The following is a 23391-nucleotide window of genomic DNA, read 5'->3' as shown; positions in this document are numbered from 1 at the left end:
TATGGATAAGCTACAGCGCGACATTCCCGACTTGCGGAGCAAGGCGCTGGCTGAACTGTCAAGCCTTGAAGACCGCCGGACTTTAGATGCTTGGCGTGTAGAGTATTTAGGCAAGAAAAGTGAGATTGCACAGTGGATGAAAATGCTTGGCAATCTTAGTCCAGACGACCGACGTATGGCAGGGCAGCAAATTCACGCGCTTCGACAGACTTTGGAATCCGCGTTTACTGAACGTATGCGGGAAATGGATGAATTAGAAATCGAGCGGAAGCTGCGAGAAGAGACACTGGATATTACTTTGCCAGGCACACCCCAGGCCATTGGCCATTTGCATCCTATTACTCGAATCTTAATGGAGATTGAAGATATTTTTGTCAAAATGGGATTCGCGGTTGTAGAAGGTCCGGAAGTTGAAACGGACGCCTATAATTTTGAGATGCTGAATGTCCCTAAAGATCATCCAGCTAGAGACATGCAAGACACTTTTTATTTGTCGGAAGAATTGTTGTTGCGCACGCATACATCGCCTATGCAAGTGCGTGTAATGGAGCAGATGCGGCCCAATATTCCAGTTAAAGTGATTGTTCCAGGGCGTGTTTATCGACGCGACGAAGATGATGCTACCCACTCGCATGCTTTTCATCAAGTGGAAGGACTGGTTGTAGATAAAAATATTCGCATGAGTGACTTGAAAGGGACGCTTGAAGAGTTTGCCAAAGCTTTATTCGGTCCGGAACAAGCTGTGCGATTGCGACCCAGTTTCTTCCCATTTACAGAACCTAGTGCTGAGGTTGACGTGCGTTGCATTCATTGCAAGGGCCAGGGATGTCGTGTTTGCAAGCAAACAGGCTGGATTGAAATACTTGGTGCAGGCATGGTGCATCCGAATGTTTTGGCCGCCGCTGGCTACTCGCCCGATGCTTATAGCGGATTCGCGTTTGGCATGGGTCCAGAAAGAATTGCCATGCTAAAATATGGAATCTCCGATATTCGTTTACTCTATCAAAATGATCTGCGTTTTTTGCGGCAATTTTCGCAGTTGCGTTGATGGCCTGGAGAGGATGATGGGTTTTGCGGGTTTCTTATCAATGGTTATCTGAATATGTCGATTTAAATGATGTCACACCTGAGCGTCTGGCTGAACTTTTAACTTCCGGTGGCTTGACGGTCGATGCTGTAACGACGCGCAATCAAGGTGTAGAAGGTGTAGTTGTGGGAGCGGTTCTTGCTTGTGAGCAACACAGCAATGCTGACCGTTTGAAAGTATGCCAAGTGGATGCGGGTACAGGTGAAATTCTGCAGATTGTATGCGGCGCAGCAAACGTACGCGCTGGTGTTCGTGTTCCCGTCGCTTTGGTTGGCGCCAAGCTTCCTGGTGGCGTGGAGATCAAGCGCGCTAAATTGCGCGGGGTAGAATCGAGTGGTATGCTTTGCTCCGCAAAGGAATTGGGTCTTGAGGTTCGACTTTTGCCCACCGAACAAACCAGTGGGCTGTTTCTCTTGCCAGAGGATACTCCGATTGGGCAATCGATTGTAGATGTACTGCATTTGGATGACGCTGTGCTCGATCTCGATTTGACGCCCAATCGTGGTGATTGCCTTTCCATGCGTGGTCTGGCCTATGAAGTGGCTGCTTTACTGGGTCGCCGTTCTCATTTTGAGGAGAAGGCAGAGGGGCATCATCTCGATGTAAGTGATACACCGCAAGTGCGTGTGCGCATTGAAAGTGCAGGTTGCCACGCTTATGCAGGACAAGTGCTTCAACTCACAGGCAACCATCAACCTTCTCCGCTATGGATGCAAATGCGGCTGCTTGCTGCAGGCATCCGTCCCATCGATGCGATTGTCGATGTTACCAATTATGTCATGTTGGAGTGGGGTCAACCACTTCATGCTTTTGACTTTGCCACAGTTGAAGCTGGACAGATTATTGTGCGTGATGCTGAGCAAGGAGAACTGATAGAAACGCTGGATGGGCAAAAACGTGTTTTAGCTGAGGGCATGACATTAATTGCTGATCCGAAAAAAGCATTGGGCATAGCGGGAGTGATGGGCGGTGCCAACAGCGAAATCAGCCTGGGTAGTCGCTCCGTATTGCTCGAATCTGCCTTATTTGAGAGAAGCCATGTACGCAGAACGGGTCAGAAACTAGGTTTACGTTCAGAAGCTCAGCAACGTTTTGAACGTGGTGTAGATCCGGCAGTACAAATTCCTGCACTGAAACGTGCAGTTGCACTCTTGCAACAAATTGTTGGCGCAACGCCACAGGGGGGCGTATGTCAAGTCACGTCAGACAGCATGCCAAGCATGCTGGCGCATGAAGTCTGTTTTTCGCCCGCACGATGCAATCAAGTGCTTGGCACAAGTTTTCAGGCCAGTGAAATGAGAAATGTTTTTTCCCGGCTAGGATTTACGGTTATTGGTCAGGGAGAGACAGAAAATTGGCGAATTATGGTTCCTTCGAGACGAGCAGATATTCAATTGGAGGCGGATTTGGTTGAAGAAGTAGCTCGTCTCTGTGGTTACGATGCTATTCCTGCTACCTTGCCGATGCTGGCCAATGCTCCAGGGCGTGTCGGAGAAAGTTATAAGTTGCAGAAGATGACACGCAGTCTTTTCACGAATTGTGGTATGGACGAAGTGGTGACCTACGCATTTGGTCATCCAGAATCGATATCCTGTTTGCGATTGCCTGAAAATCATTCTTTGCGACAGAGCATTCCACTTCTGTTGCCTATGTCGGAAGAACGTTCCCATTTGCGCCGACATCTTTTGCCTAGTTTAGCGCAAGTTGCTCTTTACAATTTGAATCATGGTGTGAAGGGCGGAGCCATTTTCGAAATTTCTCGTGTTTTTCACCCATACCAGTTGCCACTTGTTCAGCAACCGGAAGAAAGACACTCGCTCGGGGCTCTTTGGTTTGGACATACGGATATAGAACTGGGGCGTCCGCCGCGCGCCTATACATTTTTTGATGCAAAAGGCGTGTTGGAATATTGGCTGATGGTTCTGGGACTACAAGAAAACTTGCAATTTACGCGTTCTCATTTGCCATGGTTACATCCAGGACGAAGTGCGGATATCCTTGTGAATGGCGTCACGATAGGCTCATTGGGTGAGTTACATCCGGAGAGCGCTTTACAGTTAGAGTTGCCGCGGGCTATTTGGGCCGAGATCGACCTGACAACAGTAGCGTCGTTACCTGTACACGCTTGGCAGGTTCATCCTGTATCCCGTCAACCATGGTCATATCGGGATTTAGCTGTTCTGGTAGACCATGAAGTACCGGCCGAGTCTTTGCTTATTCAAGTTCGGAAAAATGCATTGGCCGTCATGCCTCATTTACAGTTGACAGCAAAAATCTTTGATGTGTACAGTGGCAAGGGTATACCTGTGGGCAAAAAAAGCGTCGGTATTTCCATTTCTTTGGGTCTTGAAGACGCAACTTTAGATGACGACTCTATTCAGCGGATTATGGATGCTATTCTTCATGGCTTGCGTTTGGAATATGGAGCGGAATTGCGTGGGCAGGATTCTTAAAGTCAGACGAGAACATTCTTAACATACAGGTTGGCATCATTTTGTAGAGAAGGCGCTCGAAAACGGGGGGATAAAGACATGGAAGACGCGCATCACAATCGAGTGAAGGTTGAAATTTTCGGAACAGAATATACGTTGCGCGGTGATGCTTCCAGTCAACATATGCGGCAGGTGGCTCAGCGTGTTGATCGGTTGATGGCTGCAATTTCCAGTGCTATCCCCCATCTGGACGAGCGCAGAGTGGCGGTTCTTTCTGCAGTTAATATGGCTGATGAATTGATTCAAACTGAAAATAAGTTAGAGCAATTACAGGCGCAGTATGAAAAATTAGAAAAGGAACATAGAGAACTTTTAGAATTGCTGGATGAGCAAACGAGACAGAGCAACTGATAGCAAGTCAATCTTGCTGGACGGGAAATGTGGTGAACAGTTTGGACGCGTTAGATATCATCATGCTGCTGGTGTTGTTGCTTGGGGCATGGAACGGTTATCGGACAGGTTTCATTCGCCAGGTAACGCGGCTTTTTGGTGGAATTATCGCTTATGCGGTTTCTTATTGGTTGCGCCCATACGTTGCTCCAGTCATTGAAAAATGGCATATCTTGCCGAATATACCGCAAGGTTTTGCTACTGAGATTTTTGGGAACTTATCGGGTGCTGTCGCTTTCCTGCTGATTTTTGTAGTGACTTATTTAATTTTGCGATACGCAGCAGGGTTGCTGGAAACTCTCTTTTCTCTGCCTGTGCTTTCTTTTATTAATCGTCTGGCTGGATTGGCAGCTGGGATATTATTGACGCTGCTCTTTCTGTATATTGCTGTGCTGGTACTTCATTACATCCATAATCCAGCCTTACAAGCCCAGTTGCGCCATTCCCAGTTTGCTGCTTGGCTAAGTGGCAAATCGTTGGAAGAAGCGCATTCCATTACCATAGATTTTCACACGTAATGGATAAAAGTTGCCAATTTGTCCGCATAGGATGTGGAAGGGTTACTGATGAATTTGGCGCGGCTCAAAAAGCCGCGCCCCAACTTTGTGGGTATGTTATAGAAAAATTTTTAAATGTATATGCTTTGTCTCTTTTGTCAATCGTGTAATCGGCTGCGCCGAAACTCAGTAGGTACAAACAGATCGATAATGCCAATGACCAGGGAGGCCAGCAATGCTCCAAGAATTGTCACTCGCATACCTGGTACAAATAATTGGGCAATGTAGAGGACGACTGCTCCAGAAATAAAACCAACGACGCCTCTTCCATAGGGAGAGATGTGGTGCCCAAAAATAGCTTCAATGACCATTCCCAATAGGGCAATGACCACAGCAGCAACAAGAGCCCAACCAAAAGAAGCCACAGCGAATCCTGGTACAATGAAGCCTACAAACATAAGAACAAGTGCGGAAACAATAAAACGAACAATCGTGCCGATCCAATTCATGCGTATGCCTCCTCGTCGCAAAAAAGTTAAGTCTTAGGGTGCGAAACTTGAGCAAGTTGGTTCCTTACAGTTCGTTATGCGGTCGGTTGACGAACCTGTCCTCAGTTTGCCCGATATGACCTGAATCCTATCCGTCCACTGGGTTTTTTCTTTCTCCATAGGATTATGTTACATTGATTGAAGTTTATTTGTTGATTTCTGGGGCTGCGAAACGAGGGATTACATGTGTTGGAAAAATCGCTAGCCACGCTCGAATTTTTCAAAGTTAGAGCGCAAATAGCGAAATTTGCCGCGTCTGGTTTAGGACAAAATCGATTGGAAGAACTTTCTCCCTATACCCTGTGTACAGAAGCAGAGCAGGAACTCGAAGCTGTAGATGAGGCGTTTGTGTGCATACAGCGGTTCGGTCAACCTGCTTTTGGGGGTATCAGTGATATTCGAGACGCCTTGAAAAGAGCACAGTTAGGAAGCGTGCTCAATATTGAACAATTATTGGCGATTCGTCGTTGTATTGAAGGTACAGCGAATCTCAAGCAATATATCAGAAATGCAGTTGGGCAATACGAGACAGCAGAAGGTTTGGGAACATCCAATGTCTTTCCTCACGTCCGTGAATTGAGTGAAGCGCTGTTTGACGCACGGAGATTGGAATTGGAAATTGCCAGGATTATCTTGGATGATGCCACGATTTCCGATCACGCTAGTCCAGAACTACGTCAGTTACGCATTGAAAGGCGCACGGCAGAAGCTAGAGCCCGCAAAATATTAGAAGATTTGTTGCGCAAAGAAGCGCGTCACTTGCAAGAGCCAGTGATTGCTCTACGCGGACAATCTCTCTGTTTGCCAGTTCGGGTGGATGCCAAACACCAGATACCTGGAATTGTGAGAGATACGTCTGCTAGCGGATCGACCGTATATGTTGAACCGCAAGCTGTACTCGAGCAGGGAGAAAAAGTACGGGAATTGCTGGTTCGTGAAGAACGGGAAATTGAAAAAATTTTACAAAAACTGAGCGCTTTGGTAGCTGAAGTAGCGGACGAATTGCGAGAAAACTGTCAGCTTCTCAGTAACTTAGACGCCTGGTTTGCCAAAGCTCGCTATGCATTGAAGCATCATTGCAGCAAACCGAAAATGAATTCGGATGGATACTGGTTATTGCGTAGTGCCCGTCACCCACTTCTTGATGAGAAACAAGCGGTCCCAATTGATCTGGAATTAGGCCGCGAATATCGCATGCTTATGATTACCGGTCCCAACACTGGGGGTAAAACAGTCACTCTCAAAACTATGGGTTTGCTAACGCTTATGGCTATGGCGGGCTGTTTTATTCACGCGAATGAAAATAGTGAAATCGCTTTTTGCCGAACTATTTTTGCGGATATTGGTGATGAGCAAAGTATTGAACAAAGTCTTTCCACCTTCTCCTCACATTTAAAAAATATGATTCACATGCTTCAACAGGTTCATGAGCAGGATTTAGTGCTGCTGGACGAACTGGGGGCAGGGACTGACCCGGGAGAAGGGGCAGCGCTTGCCGTCGCTATTTTAGAAACATTAGCCGAATGTGGAGCGCGCGTTGTAGCTACCACTCACCATGCAGAGCTTAAAGCGTTTGCTTTTCGAGAACCGGCCGCCATCAATGCTAGCATGGAATTTGACGTGCAAAGTTTACAGCCAACGTATCGATTGTTAATTGGTGTACCTGGTCGATCCAACGCTTTTGCGATTGCTCGACGTCTCGGTTTACCGGAAAAAATTATAGAACGAGCGTCCCGCTATATTTCCAATGAACAGGAAGAAATGGATCGGTTGATTGGTGAAATGGAAAAAGCTCGCAAACAACATTTGGAGGCCTTGGCGGCAGCTGAAGAAGCGCGAAACAAAGCGCAGTCTTTGGAAGAACAGTACCAACGCGCTTTGGTCGAATGGGAAGAAGCATCTTCCAGAAAAGAAGAAGAGCTTCTTCAGGAAGCGGAACGTGTACTGGTAAACGCTCGCCAAACTGCGGAACGCGTTATTCAAGAATTACGCAGGGAACGAAAGGACTGGAAAGATCACGAGTTTGTCGAGTTGCGTAAATCTTTAGAAGAGGCACTGCCAACACGAAAAAACATTCAGAGAGCCAAGAGTGGCAACAAAAAAGCTATTGCTGTCGGACAAGCCGTGCGCGTGCTTTCGCTTGGACAAAAAGCGGAAGTTATTGAGCTATCTGGCCAATATGCGACTGTCCAAATGGGGCCATTGCGAAGCAAAATTGATGTAAGAGATTTGGAGCCTATTGAAGGCGCAAGTAAGCCAACCGTTCAAGGCGTTCGTGTGAAAGGCGGCGAGAGCATACGTATGGAAATCGATGTACGCGGCGAAACAGTCGAAGATGCCTTGTTACGTATCGATCGTCACCTAGATGCAGCAATGCTGCAAGGTCTAGGTCGTATTGTAATTATTCACGGTAAAGGTACAGGTGCTTTGCGTACCGCCATTCGCCAACATTTAAAGCACCATAAAGCTGTTAAGTCGTTTGCTTCCGGAAGCCTTGGCGAAGGCGGCGATGGGGTTACGGTTGTGTCAGTCCAGGTATGAGGTCCGGTGGTTGTGATGCTTCAGGCCATAAATCATCAGGTAAAGGAACTGGCAAATTCGACGGAATTTGCTTGGATTCGGTCTGTATAGGCGAATGTATGCGAGAACAAATTTTGTCTGGCACGCTGCCACGCTCAAAATACTCCTTGACTGCTCGATGAGTCATAAGGCATTGTAGATTGGCTAATTCTCCAGTATCTTTGCATATTAAGGCGCTGGTCACAGTTTCTGGTACTGGAAAATTTGCTTGTGCGTTCAAAAGAGGTTTCATCATTGCTTCCCAAAGTTTCATTTTCGTCTGATAAACTCGCATGGGAATGGATTGGTTGTGATTGTAGCCAGTCCACACTCCCAATGTGTAATCAGGCGTATAACCAATAAACCAGCCATTTTCCTCATTGTCTGTGGTGCCTGTTTTTCCGGCTATGTTAATATTTGGGTAAGTTTGATGAATATGCCATCCAGTTCCCCGCTTCACTACATCTTCAAGCATAGAAGTGACAATAAATGCTGTGGAGGGACGGAAAACTCGACGTGATACAGGTTTCGCTTGATATAGCAGATGTCCATTGGCATCCGTGATTTTTTCTATGAGATAAGCTTGCCGCCAAATCCCTTGATTGGCGAGCGCGGTGTAGGCATCCGTCAGTTGTGTGACTGAAAGACCATGTGTCATACCGCCAATGGCGCTGGCTAGTTGCACATCCTTTTCCACTAAGCTGGAGCCACCAGTCAAAGTCTGCGCGCCAATAGGCAGACCTAGACGCTCAAGATAGGCAAAACCTAATTGTGGAGAGATTTTTTGCAATGTTTCGACGGCAGGTACATTGAACGAATGAATTAGCGCTTCGCGAACGGAGACGTCGCCACGAAATTTTCCATCATCATCTTTTGGAGCAAATAAAGGTTTTTTGGAAAAGATCGTAGGTCGGTCAGAAAGAATGCTGGCTGCTATAAGCTGACCACAATCGATAGCTGGCGCATAATCAAGAATTGGCTTGATGGCCGATCCCGGTTGACGGGCCAAGTTTGCATGGTCAATTTGATCGTCACGGTAGTCGCGTCCTCCACTCATAGCCAGGATGCCTCCAGAATGGTTGTCAATCAGCGTCATACCGGCTTCCAGTAAATCGTATTGTTGTGGATGTACAGGATTTGGCAAATTACAATTGGATAAACTCGGGTTATTTGCAAGAATGTCTTCTAAACGATTTTGCAGATGTGCATCCACCGTAGTATAAATTCGTAATCCAGAGAATGGCAGTGCGTTGATGGCAGATTCTCTATTGGCATATAAACCGTGATCGACCAATAACTGAGCGACAAGTGGCTGAATGTCATCGAGCATTAAGTAAGGGTGATTGCCAAACAGAGGCATGTTGGGGTGCTTCAATTCTTTTAAAATCGGCTCATTCAGCGCCTGTTGATATTCTGCTTTGGAAAGTGTGCCGCAACGGTACATTTCCCCTAGAATCCAATGACAGCGAGTCAAAGTGGCGTGCGGATGTTGAATTGGATGAAACTCGCTTGGATTGTTCGGGATTGTTGCCAAAAAGGCTGCTTCTGCAGGTGTCAAGTTTTGCAAGGATTTACCTAACATAATGTGTGCAGCTGCCTTGACACCATAAATTTGTTTACCATCATACTTGCCGAAATACACATGGTTTAAGTAATCAATTAAAATTTCTTGTTTGCTAAGAAAATGATTGGCTTCTATGGCAAGAACCGCTTCTTCTAATTTGCGCTCTAGTGTGCGTTGTTGCTCTGGAAAATAGACTAGTTTAATGGTTTGTTGGGTAATCGTACTTGCTCCGCTGACAATATGATGCCATACGACGTCTTGATAACAGGCGCGCAATAGTGAAAGCGGTGCAATCCCTGGATTTTTAAAAAAAGTTTTATCTTCAGCGTCTACATACGCTTGTACCAGTAAGGGCGACACTTCTTGAAGAGAATGGATGCTTTCAAAATCTTCGCTGCGGGCAAAATTTCCAAGCCATTTTCCGTTTCTGTCGTATACTTCTGTAATGTGTGGCTGTGATGCCAGGCGATTGACATCAAGCGTTGGCAAATGGTGGGCTGCTACATAGCTGTAACCGCCAGCTGCGCCAATCAGAAAGAGAGCGGTACTGACACAGACACCTGCTACAATTGAACTGACAAAGCGCATTCCTTTTTGCCAGCGAACCACTTTGGAACGGCGTTTTTGGCGATGCTTGTATCTCTTTGTCATGACCGCAGGTCTCCTCTCTTTCTATACATCATGCATCAAACTATGGACAGTTATGAGAGCCATTGACAGCAGATTGGCTTCTGTTATAGATTGAATCAAAATCATTGTTTCATGCTGTTGACGCAGAATCAGTAGGCAGGAAGAATAAAAAGGTCCAGAGAGTCGGCGGTTGCTGCGAGCCGAACCTGCTTCCAGGCTGAACTTACAACTGCTGAGGTTGTGTTTGCACTTTTGCAAAGACACGGATGGGTCCGTTATCGCCTGGAGTGGCTGAAGTGTTTTGAATGGATTCTTCAGCAATTCAGGTGGTACCGCGGGGAATAACACCTCGTCCTGTAGTAGGATGAGGTGTTTTTTATGATTCCTGGGAGGTATAACTTCCCATTTCATTTGATGGAGGTCGATCTCGATATGACGGCTGCGCATGTGCCGGTTGAAATTGAAAAAGAAGTGGAAAGACAGTTTGCCATGATTGCTCAAGGTACGGCGGAAATCGTTCCCGAAACAGAATTGAAAGACAAGTTGCGCAAATGTCTGATGGAGAACCGTCCTTTGCGTTTGAAATTGGGAATGGATCCTACAGCTCCTGATATTCATCTTGGTCATGCCGTTGTTTTGCAAAAAATACGGCAAATGCAGGAATTCGGCCATCAAGTTCATTTGGTGATTGGTGACTTTACTGGCCAAGTGGGCGACCCTACAGGCAAGTCGGAAACACGCACACAACTGAGCAGAGAACAAGTTCAAGAAAACGCCAAAACTTATGTCACTCAGGTTTTTAAAATTCTCGATCCGAAACGGACAGAGATTGTCTACAATTCAAGCTGGCTTTCAGCGCTGACATTTGCGGATGTGGTTCGCTTGGCTTCCTACGTGACGGTGGCACGCATGTTGGAACGGGACGATTTTCATAAACGTTATGTAGAAAATAGACCTATTCACATTCATGAGTTTTTTTACCCGCTCATGCAGGCTTATGACTCAGTTGCATTACAAACCGATATTGAATTTGGCGGTACGGACCAAAAATTCAACCTTCTCATGGGGCGCACCTTGCAGAAAGAGTTTCAACAGGACATGCAAGTTGTTTTGATGATGCCGCTTCTCGAAGGGTTGGACGGCGTGCACAAAATGTCCAAAAGTCTCGGCAATTATGTAGGTGTTAATGAAGATTTACACACCATGTTCGGCAAATTAATGTCGATTCCAGATGAATTGTTGCCAAAGTATTACCTTCTGCTTCTCACTCCAGCTCAAACGGAATATGAGAACTGGCTCGAAAGTTTAAAAAATGGCACTCTTCATCCCCGTGATGCCAAAATGCAAGTGGCTGCTGAACTAGTAAGACGTTTTCACGGTGACGACGCAGTACAAAAAGCGCTTGAACATTGGCAACAGGTGTTTCAAAAGCGAGAACTGCCATCCGATATTCCAGACGTATCCATGTCTGAATCTCTGATCTGGGTGGTGAAAGCTCTGACAGAATTAGGGCTTGCCAAAAGCAATGGAGAGGCTCGTCGGCTGATTGAGGGCGGTGCGGTTCGTTGGAATGGAGAAAAAATTGACAATGTAGACGCTGAGTTGAATTTTTCTGATGGGGATATTTTGCAAGTGGGCAAGCGGCAATTTGTGCGCATTCGCCTGTCCTAGTTTTATTTTTCGATGCATACAAGAAGCATGGGGGGTGCGCATCCATGCTGCGTCGAAAATTTCACGCGCGCCGCTCTGCCCGCTCTTCCTCCGTGGAAGTGCAGGCAGGCGCAAAGTTTTTTTTGCGGCTCAGATTACCGATGGTTATCCTTTTATTTACTGCTGCACTTGTATGTATGATGTTTTCTGCAGAACGACGTCTTCAACCCGTCATGGTTAGCCTGGCTGCTACCGAGGCGCGTCATGTTGCTTCAGAAGCGTTGACACAGGCACTCGATACTGAACTGCTCAAAATTTCAGATGCTGATGAACTTGTCAGTCTCTCTCCAGCGCCGGGACAGAGTAATTTAACAGTTGCTCGGTTCCATCTGCACGCTCTCACAGAAATTCAAGCAGATGCTACTCAAAGAGCTAAACAGCTAATCAATCAGGTTAATCACACTACAATCTCTGTACCGATTGGCCAAGCCATTGGTGGACCGCTTTTCTCTTTGGCTCGCATGAGCGTACCTGTACACCTTATTTTACTTGGAAATGTTCATTCCACTTTGTATATCGATTCAAGTAATACAGGACTTAACCAAGCCGTCCATGTTTTAAAATTGCGTTTAGTAGCGGATGTCAACGTGATCGCTCCATTTGTCTCTTTGCCTCTTAGTGTACAGTCCGACGCACCTCTGGCTGTCATTGTTATGTCAGGTCCGGTTCCTGGAGCTTACGCTGCTGGCGGGTGGAACAATTATAGCCATTCAAATGGACAAAGTTCGACAAAATTTTCCGCTCCCCGATAGGAAAACTCATGCTGGAAGTCGAATTCATCTCTGTCATTTTGACTAGGGTATAGGAGATGGGGGCGAAGTTCAGTTGAGTTTGGAACCACAATTACAAAATTCAGAGCTGCCCAATCGCAGTTCGTCACCACTACACAAAGTACGAGATTGGTACAGGAAAAAAGTCCCTTTTTTATCCATTCAAATTAAAATTGGTGGAACATTTGGCATCATTTTACTGAGTATTATCGTGATTGGCGTTGTCAGTACGGTGCAATTGTTAAACATGCGCAGTCAAATACAGACGGTAGCCACAAAAGATGTAGAAATCTTGCAGGACGGGCACCGACTACAGGAAGATCTGCTATCTATGGATTCAACCATGCACAGCTATCTTATGACGAATAATCAAAATCTATTGAACAATGGCTTTTACGATAAATCGGGCGATTTTATAAACACTTACCATGTACTCGAAAACTTGCTGGCCGATAATCCAAAGAGCCTTGCAGAACTTGAGAATGCCAAAGCTCAATTTGTCAATTATTCTACCGAAGCGAATGAATTGGTAACGTATATGATGGACGATGAAGGGAAACAAGCATTGCAGTTGGTTGCAGAGGGCAAAGGCACACAACGATTAGCCAATGCTTCTGACTCCATCAATGAATTTTTAAATACGGTGCAAACTTCCGCCAATCGTTCTGCTTTACACCTCAAACAAACTGTCAATGTTACTTTTGTAGTATTGGGAGTCCTTATTTTATTCACTATTCTCATTGGCCTTATTTTTGGAATTCCTGCAACGTTTCAAACTCCCCGCAATATTAGACGAGTTACGCGAATTCTCGATCAAATTGCCAGTGCAGATGGGGATTTGCGCCGACGTATTGAAGGGGTGCACAGCCGTGATGAGATTGAAAAATTAGCTGAAGCCACCAATCGGGTGTTAGCCTCGGTTGCTGATTTAGTGCGCAAAGTTGTGCAGACAGCCAATACGTTGGCGTCCAATGCACAAGATTTGACAGCTTCCACGGATGAGACAGCCCATGCTGTCAATGAAATTGCTGAAACGGCTGGCGAATTTGCACTTTTAAGTGAAAAGGCCGTTCTCTCCTTGAGTGACATGAAAGAAGGAATGGCACGCGTGGAGGAACAGGGAAACGCTACTGCTAACCGTGTACAGCACGTGCTTCAAGCTGTGGATGAAGTGGTGAAAGCGACGGAACAGGGAGAGGCAGCTGTCGTACAAGCAGAAAGTACCATGCAAACTGTCGCTGAAATTGCTGCTAAAACCAATGAGGAAGTTTCTCGCTTGGCTTCATCATCAAAAGAGATTAACCGTATTCTGGATACCATCCGTGACTTGGCTGATCAGACAAACCTTCTTGCTCTCAATGCTGCGATTGAGGCTGCACGTGCTGGTGAAGCAGGACGCGGCTTTGCGGTTGTTGCTCAAGAAGTGCGCGCATTAGCGGAACAAAGTCGCTCTGCGACCTTGGAAATCGACGAGATTGTTCGGCAAAACGCCGAACTCACTGAACGGGTTACCGAAGTGATGCAAGAAGGTGTAGTTTCTGTTGAGGCCGGTAAGGCAGCAAGCGTGCAAACCAAATCTGTACTGAATGGTATTTTGCAGGCTGTGAAACAAGTGGTTCCCACAACAGACAGTATCGCAGAAAGTGTAGAAAAAACCCGTGCAGTTGTACAAAGTTGTCTGAGTGTCATTCAAACTTTAAATGCTTATATGGAACAAGTGGCTGCCGGTTCACAAGCTAACGCCGCTAGTACAGAAGAAAGTTTGGCGACGGTTGAAGAAATATCCGCAGCCTCACACGAGTTATCTCATTTAGCCCAGGAACTGCAATCCTTAGTGGGTACTTTCAAAGTCTAAATTTCCTTTCATTCTTCTCTGACATTCGACTGGGCGCCTGCATATACTGCCGCAGACCGTGCGCGGAAAGTCTGACTTTCGCGCAGAGGAGGGAATCGGTAGTGAAAAAATATGTTGTGCGCCCAGGAGACAGTCTTTACAGTATCGCCAAGAAAACTGGCGTACGAATTCCACTCATCCTAGCAGCCAATCCAGAAATAACATCTCCAGCCAAACTTATTCCTGGCATGACACTCAGTATCCCGGAACTTGGTAAATCATCTGCCGGTGGGCAGAAAAAAAGTAAAACCAGTAAAGCAACCGTGAAAGTGCCCAGTTATTTTGGGTTTGTTTGGCCGCATGTGGTGCAAGAAGGTGAAAACGTAGAATCGCTTTCTGAACTCTACAACGTTTCAGTTTTAGAACTTTGTCATTTAAACGGAATGAGCCCAAGCGATACACTGGATCCCGGACGTGTGGTCTACATTCCCAGTGCTGCACCTCCCAAGAACATGATGAAAGATAAAACGGTGATGCCAACCGGATCGGAAGAAAATATAAACGACTGGGAAGGCCCCCACACACATACAGGAGGATTGCGCAAAGATATAGGCAGTCCAGCGGCTGCTGAAAGCAGTTATGATTTGTCTTCTTGGTCTGATATTTTGACAGATACGCGGGGGCAATCAGAAACAGTAGCCTTCAACAATGATTTGCCTACATCCGGCCAGACTCCTGTGGGTGGATTAGATGATGAGGGATGGTCAGATACCATTACCTATGACAAGGGTTGACTACACATGGCTCTGCTAGCAGAGGGTGCTATTCGTGAAATCGCATCCTATTACGGGCTCAATGTTATTGCCAGTATAGAAAGACGAACTGTGACAGGTTTGATTACCGCAGATGGGCAGAACTATGTCTGGAAATTTGCAGAGGAGAAAGACAGTGAGAAACGTTTAGCAGCGTTGTCGAAAGTCTCTCAACTTTTGCAGGAAAAAGGTATACGTTTTGCTGTAGCTTTGCCTAATCAGAATCATGTATATTTAACCAGACTTCACACCATTCCATCTCTCGGCTATTTGCAACCTTGGTTACCTGGACGGCATTTGAATCTTGGTTTGCCGAATGAACGAATGGCGGCTATCCATGCGCTGGCCCAGCTTCATCAAATTCCAGTCCAGCGCATGGACGCCTCTGTTCTTTCTCACCATACGCCATTGCAGCAGAGAATATTTCTCAAGGCAAGAGCACTCTCCGGTGTCTGGAAGGATGCTTGCGAACGCTGTCCGCCACTTGAACCTTTCTCGGTTGGTGTGCTGAAGCAGGTTGCCCAGGTGCTGGAAGAGCCGGCTCCGTTTTATCGTCAGCTTGTAGAATTTCGCCAGCTATCCTTCTGCCACCGCGATTTAGCTCCCCATAATCTTCTTGTTGGACCAGCGCAGGAGGTACAGTTGATTGATTTTGACCAGTCAGGTTTGGACGATCCGCTTTATGACGTGGCTCAAATAGCTAACCACAGTTTATTTCTTGGGAATCTTCAAGCTGGCGATTGGCGGAAGATGATGGATGCTTATGTGGAGGCTGCGCATTTGTCGCCTTTGCGAGAACGACTTCTTTGGCGGATTTTGGCTTGGCCGGATATTCTGGCTCGGTCTCTTGTGGAATGGGCGAAACGAGGCTATCCGGCTGACGATTGGGCGCGTGTGCATTACGCACTCAAATGTGAATCAAAAAGGCGTCAACTTCTATACAGTGACAGTCCTTATCCGATTCGCATGTAGTTCTCAGCTTGCATTCGTCAGGTGCCTAGGTATACTAAGCCTAGGATTAGGCAGACGAAAGCAGGTCTGTATAGGACAGTAATAGATAGGAGAGTTGCGATCGTGGATCGCCTACAAGTGGTTCTTGCCCAGTTGAGTCCAAGACTGGGCGACTTTGAATGGAATCTGGACAAGCATCATGAGTGGATTAGGGAAGCTCGGGCGCGTGGGGCGCAGTTAATTATTTTTCCTGAATTAGGATTGACAGGTTATCAAGTGCAGGATATGACACTGGACATTGCCAGACCTCTCGTTCATCCGCAAATACAATCTTTAATAGAGGCTAGCCGCGAAATCGATATTGTCTTTTCTTTTGTTGAAGAAACATCACACCATTTGTTCCATGTCAGTGCTGTTTACGCATCTGAAGGAAAAGTACGAGCTGTTCACCGCAAAGTATACCTACCCACTTATGGGATGTTTGATGAACGAAGGTATTTTGCGCCAGGAACACGTTTTCAAACATTTTCTGGTACGCCTGCTGGGACTGCTGGAATGCTTCTCTGTGAGGATGCCTGGCATGTCACCAGTCCATATTTGTTGGCTTTAGGCGGTGCAAATTTCATGATTGTTACAGCTTCTTCTCCAGCTCGTGATGTGACAGACGCTCATTATTTTGGCTCACAACGTTTTTGGCGTGAACTTTTACGAGTATATGCACAAACGTATGGCTGTCCTATCGCTTTTGTGAATCGAGTAGGTGTGGAAGATGGCATTTCCTTTTTTGGGGGCAGCGGTGCAGTCAGTCCTGAGGGTGATTGGCTGTTTACTGCTCCTACGGTGGAAGAGGGAATGTTCTCAATTCAACTCGATTTGCGATCGGTACGGCGAGCTCGCTTCAGTACGCCTATCTTACGAGATGAAAGACCCTTGTTGGTTCAGCGCGAGCTGGAGAGAATTTTGCGTCAACGAGAAGAAACTCAGTGTGATTGGGCGCCAAACAGTCAGCCAGAGGGGGAGCGGACATGAAACCTGAAGTTGCCAATCGACTGCGTCTGAATGAGGATTTAACACTGGCGCTGCTAGAACGATTTATTCGAGATGAAGTCGATAAGTCAGGGTTTCAACGAGTGGTCTTTGGTCTCTCTGGCGGCATCGATTCGGCGTTGGTTGCTTATCTCGCAGTTCGCGCGCTTGGTCGTGATCGGACGCATGCCGTTTTAATGCCTTATGAGACGAGTAGCCCAGCCTCTTTGACGGATGCGTTTGCGGTTGTCCATGATTTACAAATGCCGCATACGGTCGTTCCTATTACAGCGCCAGTAGACGCTTATTTTGCTCAAGTTGATACTCTGCTTGGCAGTCCAGCGACACCGCTCAGGAAAGGCAACCGTATGGCGCGCGAGCGCATGTGTACACTCTTTGACTTTTCAGCCCATTTAGCTGCACTTGTTCTTGGAACAAGTAACAAGACAGAGTTGCTGCTTGGCTATGGCACTCAATTTGGCGATATGGCTTCAGCGCTGAATCCCATTGGTGATTTATACAAGTGTCAGGTGCGTCAACTATCCAACGCTGTTGGTGTGCCACGGTCGATTTTAGAGAAAGCGCCAAGCGCTGATTTGTGGGAAAATCAGACAGATGAACAGGAACTTGGATTTACATACGATGACGCTGATGAAGTACTTTATTACTTGGTAGATGAACGGTATTCATTGGACGAGACCGTGGCGCTCGGCTATTCGGAGGCTCTTGTTTCGCGGGTGATTCAACGGGTAAGGCGCAATCAGTACAAGCGCAAACCACCTGTGATTGCCAAAATATCGCCGCGTACGGTTGGTATTGACTTCCGATATTTGCGAGATTGGGGGAATTGAAAGATGTCAGGCCACTCTAAATGGCATAACATACAGCGTCGCAAAGGCAGGCAAGATGCCATTCGGGGGCAGTTGTTTACGAAACTGTCCAAGGATATTTATCATGCAGCTAAAGAAGGCGGCGGCAATCCGGATACCAATTTTCGTTTAAAAGTGGCAATTGAAAGAGCGAAACGAGAAAATTTGCCAGCAGACAGCATTGCTCGTACAATTGCTAAAGCTACCGGATCGTTGCAAGGAGCACATTATGAGGAAGTACTCTACGAAGGATATGGTCCAGGCGGAGTAGCCATCTTACTGGATATTGTCACAGACAATCGCAATCGAACAGCAGCGGATATTCGTCATATCTTTAAAAAACGAGGCGGCAATCTTGGTGAAAGCGGAAGTGTTGCCTGGATGTTCCGGCGGATTGGCCGTATCACGCTCAAAAAAGATACGCTTTCTTTGAATGTTGACGAACTGATGCTTCAGGCTTTGGATGCTGGTGCAGACGATTTACGTGAAGATGAAGATGAATGGGAAATTGTCACTTCACCTGAAAACTTTACAAGTGTTCGAGATCATCTGGAAAAACAGGGCTTGCCTTTAGAAGATGCAGAATATACTTACGAAGCGGTAACACCCATGGGAGTTGATCCAAGTCTGACAGAAGAAGTGCTCGATTTATTGGAGTCATTAGAAGCGCACGATGATGTGCAGAGTGTCTATACTAACGCTGAACTATAAAATACAGAGACTTATCGCCGGTTTTGCATAAGAACTGCCTTCCTTGGCATGATAAGAGTGACTTGGAGAACAGTTTTTATGGCAAATGAGGTGATTTTCATGCATTGGCGTTTATCTATCGCTGCTGTATTTGCGCTGCTTTTTTGCACCACAGAAGTCATGTCTACAGTGCAGTGTAAAGCTGCAACTCATATATCTCAGAATGATTTTCAGCAAGTGAAAGAAAAATCGGGTCATTCAGCAACACGCGCTAAGCGTTTGGCTCTTTATTGGACAGTAGACGATCGCGGTCAACAGACGTTGCAAATGGCTTCGATGGGCGATGGAAGTGTCAGTGCTTTTGCAAACAATGCTTCCGATTGGAAGTTTAATCCGTTGCTTTGCGGCTTTTTTGGCGTACCAGTTTTTGAGCGTCATTTGCAGGCATCTGGTACAGCAGAGTCAGAATCCGTTTAATGACTGTTTTTGTCAAGTAGGAAAACGTGTATACTATGGCGAACCTCTTTTATGGACACGAGTCTGTCTCGTTCACAGTCTCGCGATTTATAAAGGAGGCTTTTCTTTTGTCATCCTTGCGCGTTATGGGGATAGACCCTGGACTTGCTCGTATGGGGTATGGCATCCTTGATTCTTATGGAAATCAGCTACGCGCAGTCGTTTTTGGCTGTTTGGAAACACCAGCCAATACTCCTTTGGCAAAGCGTTTATCCATTTTGTTTCATGGTTTGCAAACGTTATTGGAGCAATATCAACCTCAGGTCATGGCGGTAGAAGAATTGTTTTTTAATCGCAATACCACTACAGCATTTACAGTGGGTCAAGCTAGAGGTGTAGCGATTTTGGCCGGTTATGAGCATCAGGTTCAACTAGCAGAGTACACGCCTATGCAAGTGAAACTTGCCGTCACTGGATATGGCCGCGCGGATAAAGTCCAAGTGCAGACAATGGTTAAAACTTTACTCAGTCTCCCAACCGTCCCTAAACCAGACGATACAGCAGATGCTCTTGCTGTTGCTATAACGCATGCTCATATGGCACCCTTTGTGGCGCAGGAAGAACGGATTCGTCGCGCGCTTTCTGGAGGTACAACGCCATGATTGTGTTTTTGCGCGGCAATGTTTTTGCTATTCATGAAAATTCGGTCGATCTCGATGTCAATGGAGTGGGTTATCGCGTCTTTGTGGCCGAACGTGTTCTTCATGCGCTCAGTCTGCATAAATCGGCTTTTCTTTATACTTATCAACATTTGCGTGAAGATACACAGGAATTGTATGGATTTTTACAGGATGAGGAACGCGGTTTATTTCTGAAGCTATTGGCCATATCTGGTGTTGGTCCCAAAAGCGCTTTGGCCATGGTGGGCAGTACGGATGCAGAGACATTCATCCGTTGGATTGAGTCGGAAGATGTTGATACCTTGTGCCGTTTACCGGGGATTGGGAAAAAAACAGCTTCTCGATTGATTCTGGAGTTGAAGGGAAAATTGGTCGTTCCCATCAGTCCGTCAGCCAATGTGTCGACTCCAACAACTATTTCTTTACCTGCCATGGATAAAGAAGTAGTGGAGGCACTCATTTCTTTGGGATACAGTGAGAGAGAGAGTCTCGATGCCCTAGCCAGTGCTAGGGCAGAATTGCCTGACGCCTCTGTAGAGACATTGCTCAAAGCAGCACTCCAAAAATCTTTTCGTGCTTAACATCAAGAAGTTGAGCGTTTCGATATAGTTATGCAAGACTCTTGCAGTTTTAAGAAGAGGGGGACACAGGTGTGGAACATCGAGTGGTTTCAAGTGAATGGGCCCCAGAAGACCCTGCGCTTGACAGTGTTCGCCCGCGGTTTTTGGAAGATTATATTGGTCAGGATGGCGTTAAAGAAAATTTGCGCATTTTCATTCAAGCTGCCAAAGATAGAGGAGAATCGCTCGATCACGTATTGCTGTATGGCCCTCCAGGTTTGGGTAAGACTTCTTTATCAATGATTATTGCGAATGAGCTTGGCGTCAATATTCGCATTACATCAGGCCCAGCTATAGAACGTCCAGCGGATTTGGCTGCTCTCTTGACCAATTTACAAACAGGTGACGTTCTTTTTATTGACGAAATTCACCGTCTTTCACGTTCGGTTGAAGAAGTACTTTATCCGGCTATGGAAGATTTTTCGCTGGATATTATGATTGGCAAAGGGCCGAGTGCACGCAGCGTTCGACTGGATTTACCTCCTTTTACGCTGGTTGGTGCAACGACCAGGGCAGGTTTGCTTTCCTCACCTTTACGTGATCGGTTCGGAGTGATACTCCATCTTGATTATTATTCGATAGATGATTTAGCTCAGATTGTCACTCGTACCAGCCGAATTTTACGCCTTGTAGTGGACGATGAAGCAGCTAGAGAAATCGCCAGGCGTTCACGCGGTACGCCGCGTATCGCCAATCGTATTTTGAAACGGGTTCGGGATATCGCTCAAGTACAAAAGGCGGCTGTGGTGACCGAAGATATTGCTCGACAAGCGTTGAGTCAGTTGCAGGTAGACAGACTTGGTCTGGATCAGACAGATGTTCGCTTGTTAAAAACCATCATTGAAAAATTTTCCGGCGGTCCCGTAGGACTGGATACACTTGCTGCTGCTATAGGAGAGGAAGCTGGAACAATAGAAGAAGTTTATGAACCATTTCTTTTGCAGCAAGCACTTATTCAGCGGACACCGCGGGGGCGCATAGTAACACCTTTGGCTTATCAGCACTTTGGATATCCATTGCCAAGCAGTGCATCAGAACGTTCCATAGAAGAATTGCCGCTATAATTGACAGACGCCAACCCCTGAAAACGTCTGGACATGAGCGAATCTTATGAGCAGAGAGGTGGAACGTGTGGGCCTATTGCCAACGCGGCGTCGGAAAGCAGCCGATACGCGTGACCTGACCACATTGCTCCACGCTGCCAAGGCAGGAGATACAGAGGCGCGTGAGCGAATGCTTCATGAGTACACTCCGTATATCCTGAAAATTGCTTCCCAGGCAGCGCATCGGTACATCGACCGCCAGACGGATGATGAGTTTAGTATTGCCTTGTCTGCTTTTAACGAAGCTATCGACAGTTACGATCCTGAACGCAGCAATGGTTTTTTGGCGTTGGCTGAAACCATTATTAAACGCCGTCTGATTGATGAGCATCGCAGACAGCAACGTTCCGTGCAAGGGAATCCATGGAGTGATTTTGAAGTTTCTGATGAAGAAAACAATGTCATGAACTATGTGGAAATCCGATCCTCCTTGGAAGACTACGCAAAGGAACAGGAAGCAGCAGCGCGTTCGTACGAAATTGAAGAATACGAGCGTGAACTGCAGGTGTTTAAGTTATCTTTTTCTGCTTTGATAAAAGTTTGTCCCAAACATGAAGATGCTCGGCAAAATGCTATTGCGGTAGCTAAAATGATTGTTCGTGATGATCATTTGCTTTCCTATGTACGGCAAAAGAAATCCTTGCCTATGAAAGAGCTCGAGCAGTTGACAACTGTCTCGCGGAAAACGCTTGAACGACAGCGCAAATATATCTTGGCTGTTGTACTCTTGTTGGCTGGAGATTATCCATACTTGCAATCCTATGTAGCAGGGGTATCGGATGGCGATTGAAGGAGGTGTGGCCAGTGAAGGTTGAAAAAGTAAGAGGAGTGGTGTTGAAAAAAAGACGCCGCTCAGCCTTGGTGCTTACACAAAATGGTCAATTTGCACGCGTTTCGCTTCAAAAGGAAATGCGACTTGGGCAAGAAGTATATGCTGAATTATTACCTCGCTTCCCACTCCTTCAAATTTGGTCTGAGTGGTTCACTGGCACTCGGTCACTCTATCCGAAAAAGGTTTTGTTGATTGGCCTTGCTGCATTGCTTGTTCTTGGTGTAGGTGTCGGTCGCGTGGTCTATCGGCTGAGTCCTTACGCTCAAGCGGAAGCGTACGTTGCCCTTGGGGCAGCTCCTAACTTGATTTTGACTGTGGACAATACGGGTCATGTAAGGTCTTGGCAGGTTGTGGGTAATACAACCTATCCTTGGCTTTCCAAAATACAATTGAACGGACGTTCTATAGATACAGTTTTGCCTGAAATTATGCAGTATGCCGTGGTGTCTGCACCCAATACGCCCTATCGTCAATGCGATGTGATGGTAGTCACAACAGCTCCTGTAGGAAAAAACCACAATATACATTATATCACAGAACGAACCATGCACGATTTGCAAAAGGAAACCAAAATAGATGGCAAACCATTGCTTATCATGAATTTGCCAATGACCACAAGTTCTTGGCAGCAAGCTATACAAGCTAAAGTATCGCCTGTACAATTGGCTGTGGTGATGGCCCTTACAGAAATTCGTCAAAAACAGCCTAATATTCCCGGTTCCTTAGATCTTTTGGCGAAAATGTCCAGTCATAGTTCTGGAGTAGACGTCAAAGTTACGCAAGCACTTTTACATCCTAGTCCACAGATTCTTCAAGCAGCGATAAAAAAATTGGAGAAGGGCTATTCGGTAAAGAAAATGTTGCCTATGCCGATCCATGTTCCGGCTCTGAATCCTGAGGATCAACCTCGACCGCCTCATTCTTTGCCTTTGAATGCAAATCCCAGGCAACAAAGTAACAACATTCATCCTGAGATTGCAGGTCTTCATCATGCGCAACAGCATCTTGTACCTTCGCTTCCGAAAAAAAACGACAGTCATCAACACCGTCCTGCTATCCTTCCGTCTGCAAAAGGTCTCCCTGCCATGCACATACCGTCGCAGATAAAAAAAATACCTAAAAAAGTGATTCAATTGCCTGCCCATGCGCTTCACGCATTGCATCAATTGCCCCGTTGGATACACCATTCATTGAGAATTCCTCAGGGACCAATTCAAAAGATCGTAGCTCCGATCCAAAAGTGGTTGCCCTAATCATATCTACTTGGACAT

21 protein-coding genes and 1 other annotated feature are annotated in these 23391 nt (G+C 46.3%); of the genes, 19 read left to right on the top strand and 2 right to left on the bottom strand.

Annotated features, from left to right (window positions below; all coding sequences use genetic code 11):
* The first annotated feature begins 1 nt into the window (after position 1).
* The 4 genes from pheS (at position 2) to ACOJUR_RS12585 (ending at position 4487) form a co-directional block, all read left to right on the top strand.
* On the top strand, positions 2-1048 hold the full coding sequence (gene pheS, locus ACOJUR_RS12600) for a phenylalanine--tRNA ligase subunit alpha (RefSeq protein ID WP_306952919.1): 1047 nt from the start codon (positions 2-4) through the stop codon (positions 1046-1048).
* A 23-nt stretch (positions 1049-1071) separates the two neighbouring features.
* Positions 1072-3540, top strand: coding sequence for a phenylalanine--tRNA ligase subunit beta (gene pheT / locus ACOJUR_RS12595; protein WP_420950200.1), 2469 nt, complete (start codon positions 1072-1074; stop codon positions 3538-3540).
* A gap of 78 nt (positions 3541-3618) precedes the next feature.
* Entirely contained in the window at positions 3619-3930 is a 312-nt protein-coding gene (locus tag ACOJUR_RS12590) for a cell division protein ZapA (RefSeq protein ID WP_072872700.1), read from the top strand.
* A 32-nt stretch (positions 3931-3962) separates the two neighbouring features.
* Positions 3963-4487: a CvpA family protein gene (locus ACOJUR_RS12585; RefSeq protein ID WP_129583467.1), complete on the top strand. Its 525-nt coding sequence runs from the start codon at positions 3963-3965 to the stop codon at positions 4485-4487.
* A gap of 137 nt (positions 4488-4624) precedes the next feature.
* Here the strand turns inward: ACOJUR_RS12585 and ACOJUR_RS12580 are convergent, their stop codons facing one another.
* On the bottom strand, positions 4625-4975 hold the full coding sequence (locus ACOJUR_RS12580) for a phage holin family protein (RefSeq protein ID WP_072872699.1): 351 nt from the start codon (positions 4973-4975) through the stop codon (positions 4625-4627).
* Between the two features lie 225 nt (positions 4976-5200).
* On the opposite strand from ACOJUR_RS12580, the gene ACOJUR_RS12575 reads away from it, so the two are divergent.
* Positions 5201-7555, top strand: coding sequence for an endonuclease MutS2 (locus ACOJUR_RS12575; RefSeq protein WP_420950199.1), 2355 nt, complete (start codon positions 5201-5203; stop codon positions 7553-7555).
* Here the strand turns inward: ACOJUR_RS12575 and ACOJUR_RS12570 are convergent.
* A complete protein-coding gene (locus ACOJUR_RS12570) occupies positions 7530-9788 on the bottom strand; it encodes a transglycosylase domain-containing protein (RefSeq protein ID WP_420950198.1) in 2259 nt (752 codons plus the stop codon). The genes ACOJUR_RS12575 and ACOJUR_RS12570 overlap by 26 nt on opposite strands.
* A 108-nt stretch (positions 9789-9896) precedes the next feature.
* Positions 9897-10127, top strand: a binding site (T-box leader).
* Positions 10128-10199: 72 nt separating this feature from the next.
* On the opposite strand from ACOJUR_RS12570, the gene tyrS reads away from it, so the two are divergent.
* From tyrS to ACOJUR_RS12500, 14 genes are all read left to right on the top strand, one after another.
* Positions 10200-11438 carry a tyrosine--tRNA ligase gene (gene tyrS / locus ACOJUR_RS12565; RefSeq protein WP_420950553.1) on the top strand — a complete coding sequence of 413 codons (1239 nt, stop codon included), beginning with the start codon at positions 10200-10202 and terminating at the stop codon, positions 11436-11438.
* A 44-nt stretch (positions 11439-11482) separates the two neighbouring features.
* Positions 11483-12229 (top strand): sporulation protein YunB, encoded by a 747-nt coding sequence (locus ACOJUR_RS12560; protein WP_420950197.1) that lies wholly within the window; start codon positions 11483-11485, stop codon positions 12227-12229.
* A 73-nt stretch (positions 12230-12302) separates the two neighbouring features.
* Positions 12303-14102 (top strand): methyl-accepting chemotaxis protein, encoded by a 1800-nt coding sequence (locus ACOJUR_RS12555; protein WP_306952706.1) that lies wholly within the window; start codon positions 12303-12305, stop codon positions 14100-14102.
* Positions 14103-14203: 101 nt separating this feature from the next.
* The gene (locus ACOJUR_RS12550; RefSeq protein ID WP_420950196.1) at positions 14204-14875 is read left to right on the top strand and encodes a LysM peptidoglycan-binding domain-containing protein; all 672 of its coding nucleotides are present in this window, start codon (positions 14204-14206) and stop codon (positions 14873-14875) included.
* 6 nt (positions 14876-14881) lie between these two features.
* Positions 14882-15865, top strand: coding sequence for a phosphotransferase (locus ACOJUR_RS12545; RefSeq protein WP_306952710.1), 984 nt, complete (start codon positions 14882-14884; stop codon positions 15863-15865).
* Between the two features lie 102 nt (positions 15866-15967).
* The gene (locus ACOJUR_RS12540; RefSeq protein WP_420950195.1) at positions 15968-16873 is read left to right on the top strand and encodes a nitrilase-related carbon-nitrogen hydrolase; all 906 of its coding nucleotides are present in this window, start codon (positions 15968-15970) and stop codon (positions 16871-16873) included.
* On the top strand, positions 16870-17721 hold the full coding sequence (locus tag ACOJUR_RS12535; RefSeq protein WP_420950194.1) for an NAD+ synthase: 852 nt from the start codon (positions 16870-16872) through the stop codon (positions 17719-17721). Before ACOJUR_RS12540 ends, ACOJUR_RS12535 begins: the two co-directional genes overlap by 4 nt.
* A gap of 3 nt (positions 17722-17724) precedes the next feature.
* Positions 17725-18450 (top strand): YebC/PmpR family DNA-binding transcriptional regulator, encoded by a 726-nt coding sequence (locus tag ACOJUR_RS12530; RefSeq protein WP_420950193.1) that lies wholly within the window; start codon positions 17725-17727, stop codon positions 18448-18450.
* 78 nt (positions 18451-18528) lie between these two features.
* Entirely contained in the window at positions 18529-18906 is a 378-nt protein-coding gene (locus ACOJUR_RS12525) for a hypothetical protein (protein WP_203115304.1), read from the top strand.
* 116 nt (positions 18907-19022) lie between these two features.
* On the top strand, positions 19023-19547 hold the full coding sequence (gene ruvC, locus ACOJUR_RS12520; protein WP_072872766.1) for a crossover junction endodeoxyribonuclease RuvC: 525 nt from the start codon (positions 19023-19025) through the stop codon (positions 19545-19547).
* A complete protein-coding gene (ruvA, locus tag ACOJUR_RS12515; protein WP_420950192.1) occupies positions 19544-20146 on the top strand; it encodes a Holliday junction branch migration protein RuvA in 603 nt (200 codons plus the stop codon). Before ruvC ends, ruvA begins: the two co-directional genes overlap by 4 nt.
* Positions 20147-20217: 71 nt before the next feature.
* Entirely contained in the window at positions 20218-21249 is a 1032-nt protein-coding gene (gene ruvB, locus ACOJUR_RS12510) for a Holliday junction branch migration DNA helicase RuvB (protein WP_072872686.1), read from the top strand.
* Positions 21250-21295: 46 nt separating this feature from the next.
* Positions 21296-22078 carry an RNA polymerase sigma-I factor gene (sigI, locus tag ACOJUR_RS12505; RefSeq protein ID WP_238413660.1) on the top strand — a complete coding sequence of 261 codons (783 nt, stop codon included), beginning with the start codon at positions 21296-21298 and terminating at the stop codon, positions 22076-22078.
* 14 nt (positions 22079-22092) lie between these two features.
* A complete protein-coding gene (locus tag ACOJUR_RS12500) occupies positions 22093-23373 on the top strand; it encodes an anti-sigma factor domain-containing protein (RefSeq protein ID WP_420950191.1) in 1281 nt (426 codons plus the stop codon).
* Positions 23374-23391 lie beyond the last annotated feature (18 nt).

The organism is Alicyclobacillus tolerans (assembly GCF_048984885.1).
Lineage (GTDB): Bacteria > Bacillota > Bacilli > Alicyclobacillales > Alicyclobacillaceae > Alicyclobacillus_I > Alicyclobacillus_I tolerans.
Note: the sequence above shows the minus strand (reverse complement) of the source record. Positions and strands in the feature narration are given on the sequence as shown.